Source organism: Bacillus sp. 05T31 (genome assembly GCF_056396725.1).
The window spans coordinates 1-3,725 of record NZ_JBFTMA010000760.1; the positions used below are offsets into that span (position 1 = coordinate 1).

Below are 3,725 nucleotides of genomic sequence, written 5' to 3' on the forward strand. Positions count from 1 at the left end.
CCATTATTTTCTTTTTGCGGACCTCTACCGTTGTTTTCTTGCTGGTGTCCATTATTTTCTTTTCGAGGTTCTCTACCGTTGTTTTCTTGCTGATGTCCATTATTTTCTTGCTGAGACCCTCTACCGTTATTTTCTTGCTGATGTCCATTATTTTCTTGCTGATGTCCATTATTTTCTTTTATTTGCTTCGGTTGCTGTTCCTTTGGTTGCTTTTGTTCTATATGCTCTTGCTTCTCGTATCTTTCTTCTTTTACAGGAGATGAATCCGATGATACATCAGGAGATGACTTTGGTTGTGAATGTATCTCCTCATCGCGCTCCTCTTGATTAGACGGCGATGCAGGTGGCGTAAGCGATTTYTGCTTCTCWTTCTCTTGYTTTATATAAACRCCYGTKCCAACYCCTGCTTTMTTGGCATTCTCTCGTATTTGCATCGTACTGCTTTGATATACGACTGTAATATGTTTTATCTCATACTCTTTCTTTAATTCTTGCATAGCCTTTTCCAACTGAGATTCTAACGACTTGTCCTTTGTAACAGCTGTTAGCATAACTTGCTTATCATTCGTTAAGTACTTATCCTTTTGACTCTGCTTTATAATAGTACGTATTACGTCTTGCAGGTGTTTATTTTCCCATCGTTTCATTTCTTTTAAAATACGCCTTCCATCATCATTACAAGCTCGCAAATCTATAACACGAAGATCCTTTGTTACGCTCACCTCTAAACTTGGATTTATATCAACTGAGACATAAGCAAATACTTTTTCTTCTGGTTGGTTGTAGAAAAACAGCAACACACATAGAAAACAAGTAACAAGTAATGATGCAGGCTTTAAGAAARAAGGGATTGAAAAACGCGGTGCTCTTTGCTCTTGTTCGTTAAACGAGATTTCCTCTCCAATCATGTAAGAGTGTACTTTTCTTTTAAACGTAATAAACTCTCCATTTGGAGTTAAAACAACTACGTTATGTTTCTTTATATCCATCACAATTCCTTTATTCATCATGCTTCTCCCCTCTTATATAATCCAGAATATATGTATAGTTGTTTGCAAAGATAATACACATCGCAATAATGTATTTTCGATGTCGCTCCAACGTTTTACGACTTACCCTAACACGTGGTTCAATATGTTTAAGGGGTAACTTTTTCTTTCGGAACAGCTCTTCCATCATTTTCTCGTCTTTTATAATAATCTTTACAATTTCTATTAAGTGCTCACGCGTATCACGATGCTTAGGGGATTCCTTAGCAAGCTCTGAAAATGTGATTTTAAACTCAGCTAGYACACTTTGAAAATGAAGAATTTCCTCCTTACGGTTACTATTTTCCATCTCTTTCATATACTCCGTAAGCGATACTTGTATTTCTAATATTTCCTCTTGCTTATCTTCTTTTAAAAAGACAAGATTATGCTTAGACTCCTTGCGTATATAGTCAATTACATCTCTTTTTATAAGAAGATCAGCAAACGCTAGAAAAGATTTTCCTTTTTTATATGAATACTGTTCAATTGCTTCGTTAAACGCAAACAATCCAATACTATATTCATCATCCTGTTCTGTAATGTACCTGCGGCAGACAGACGAGATTGATTTTCTAATAAACGGCTGATACTGTACGATAAAAGCTTCCTTATCTCCTCCGTTGTTTTGTATGTTAAATACGATATCTTCTATTTTCGTTTTTTTTAAGATTTTCATTACTAAACTCAACACTAGTAATCTCCCTGCCTCCTTCTGCTTCAAATAGCAAAATGGCCACTAAACAAGTGACCATTTAACCACATTTTCTTAGTACTTTTCTTTGGGCTTGTCTTCTTGCTGGTGCTCATATTTTTCGAGGCCGACTTTTTATAYGACTATTTTTTCCACTTGTACTAAAGTGAAGTCTGTATTTTGTATTACTTTCTTGTTTTCTTTTGCAATACCACTTGTTCTTCTTGCTCTTTTCTATTTTAGCTGCAATCTTTGAATAACTCTTCGCTATATTTTTGGTAATTTTAGCTTTTTCTTTCTATCCTTAATTATCAACATAAAAGATATCATCAAGAAAAACTACACAACTTCTGAATCAAATTAAGGATCCTATTATGGTTCCTTTTTCTATGCAAAATAAAAAAGCAGCTGTTAAGCTACTTTGAATTCTTCTTATCCCCAAATGAAATGATATATATTCTCCCGTTACACGTTCATTAATTCCAGCGATCCTAGCGAATCTCATTAAGTCCGCCCCTTGAAGAAAATACACCGAGATCGTAACTGGTACTTGTGACCACATGAATTGATAAAGCTCATTCACTCTCTGATTCGTCGAAACGATTAAATCATTTACAGGTCCATGATTCCATGCAGAGGTTTGAACTGAAGTGAACGGAAGGTCTTTCCCATTAACCACTATTCTTACCACACTTTGAGTTATGTCCACAACAATCCCCTCCACCATTACAAAATTTAACCCTGTTTCTATACTCATATTCTTGATTAATAATAAATGTTTAAGGCAAACCCCTATTTTCATTTCTACTCAAAAACAATTTAAATGATTCTTCTTTATTTCTCAATATAAGGAGCCTTGGATTTTCATTAAAACTCCTGTAGTATATGAACAAAGAGTAAGGTAAGAGTTACTCTTTGCCATTTTAGGAAAGGTTCTGTTGGAAACAACAGGACCTTTTTTCGTAAAGAGATGGTTTTGTTTAATTTCTCACCACTAACCACAAAAATATCTTATAATCGTTATATACTAAATTAAAATAACGGATTAGGAGTAGATCAAATGCCAGTTACACTAGAACTTATTCTTTTCATTCTTCTAGCAATTAGCGCTATTGGCTATTTAGTAAAAGAATTTCAAAAAACTAGGAAAAGAACACTTGGCATTTCACTAGAATTCTTGGTTCTTTTCTGGTCAATATGGAGAATATCGACTATCATAATCTGATTTGTAAAACATGAATTCCTTCGAATAAAAATCAATATTATGTCCATAATGTTGATAGGCTGTATGCCAAAATCCATTTAGTTTTCTCTGTATCTCCTTGTATTGAGCAGTTAGTTTTTGCTAGCTGCTCTTTTATTTATGAAAAAAGATAAAATTTTTTATAATGATTCTTCTTTATTTCTCAATATAAGGAGCCTTGGATTTTCATTAAAACTCCTGTAGTATATGAACAAAGAGTAAGGTAAGAGTTACTCTTTGCCATTTTAGGAAAGGTTCTGTTGGAAACAGCAGAACCTTTTTTCGTGATTTAAAGGTACTAAGACAAAATGAAATATTTACCATGAAGGTAATTGTTAAATATTTTACGCTTATACAGTATAATGGGATAGTTATTGTGTATTGGCATTAAGAGGAGCGTCCTGATTAAGCGCTTCTCTTTTTTTATAAAATAGCTCCAAATTACTTGGACACATTTACCAGTTTATTCAACACAAATATCATGTTAAAATCCCTTGTGAATACGACATAACTCAACTTGGTGAAGCCCTGTAATATTTCCTATAGGGCTTCTTTTTTTACAAGCAGTTATTTCATTACGCTGACTACCTTGTTGTGCAAAATAACGATTTTGTTCACTTTTTTGATACATTTATAAAACATTCATATGTTATCTTCAGTAAGTTCTATTTCCTTTATAATATTGTGTGAAGTATACCAACGAACGAAGCCTAAAAAACTCTAATGAAGTGATGAAAAAAACCTAATTTCTCTACAAAAC

At 33.5% G+C, this 3,725-nt stretch carries 2 protein-coding genes and 1 pseudogene; all 3 read right to left on the reverse strand.

The features are described 5' to 3' along the window. The coding region (locus AC1DJR_RS27885) for an anti-sigma factor domain-containing protein (protein ID WP_477004036.1) at nt 1–1,007 on the reverse strand (1,007 nt) is incomplete at its 3' end. After that, on the reverse strand, nt 1,000–1,722 hold the full coding sequence (gene sigI, locus AC1DJR_RS27890) for an RNA polymerase sigma factor SigI (protein WP_002128341.1): 723 nt from the start codon (nt 1,720–1,722) through the stop codon (nt 1,000–1,002). The genes AC1DJR_RS27885 and sigI, both read right to left, overlap by 8 nt. A gap of 432 nt (nt 1,723–2,154) precedes the next feature. Next, nucleotides 2,155–2,524, reverse strand: a pseudogene (locus tag AC1DJR_RS27895) (hypothetical protein). Nucleotides 2,525–3,725 lie beyond the last annotated feature (1,201 nt).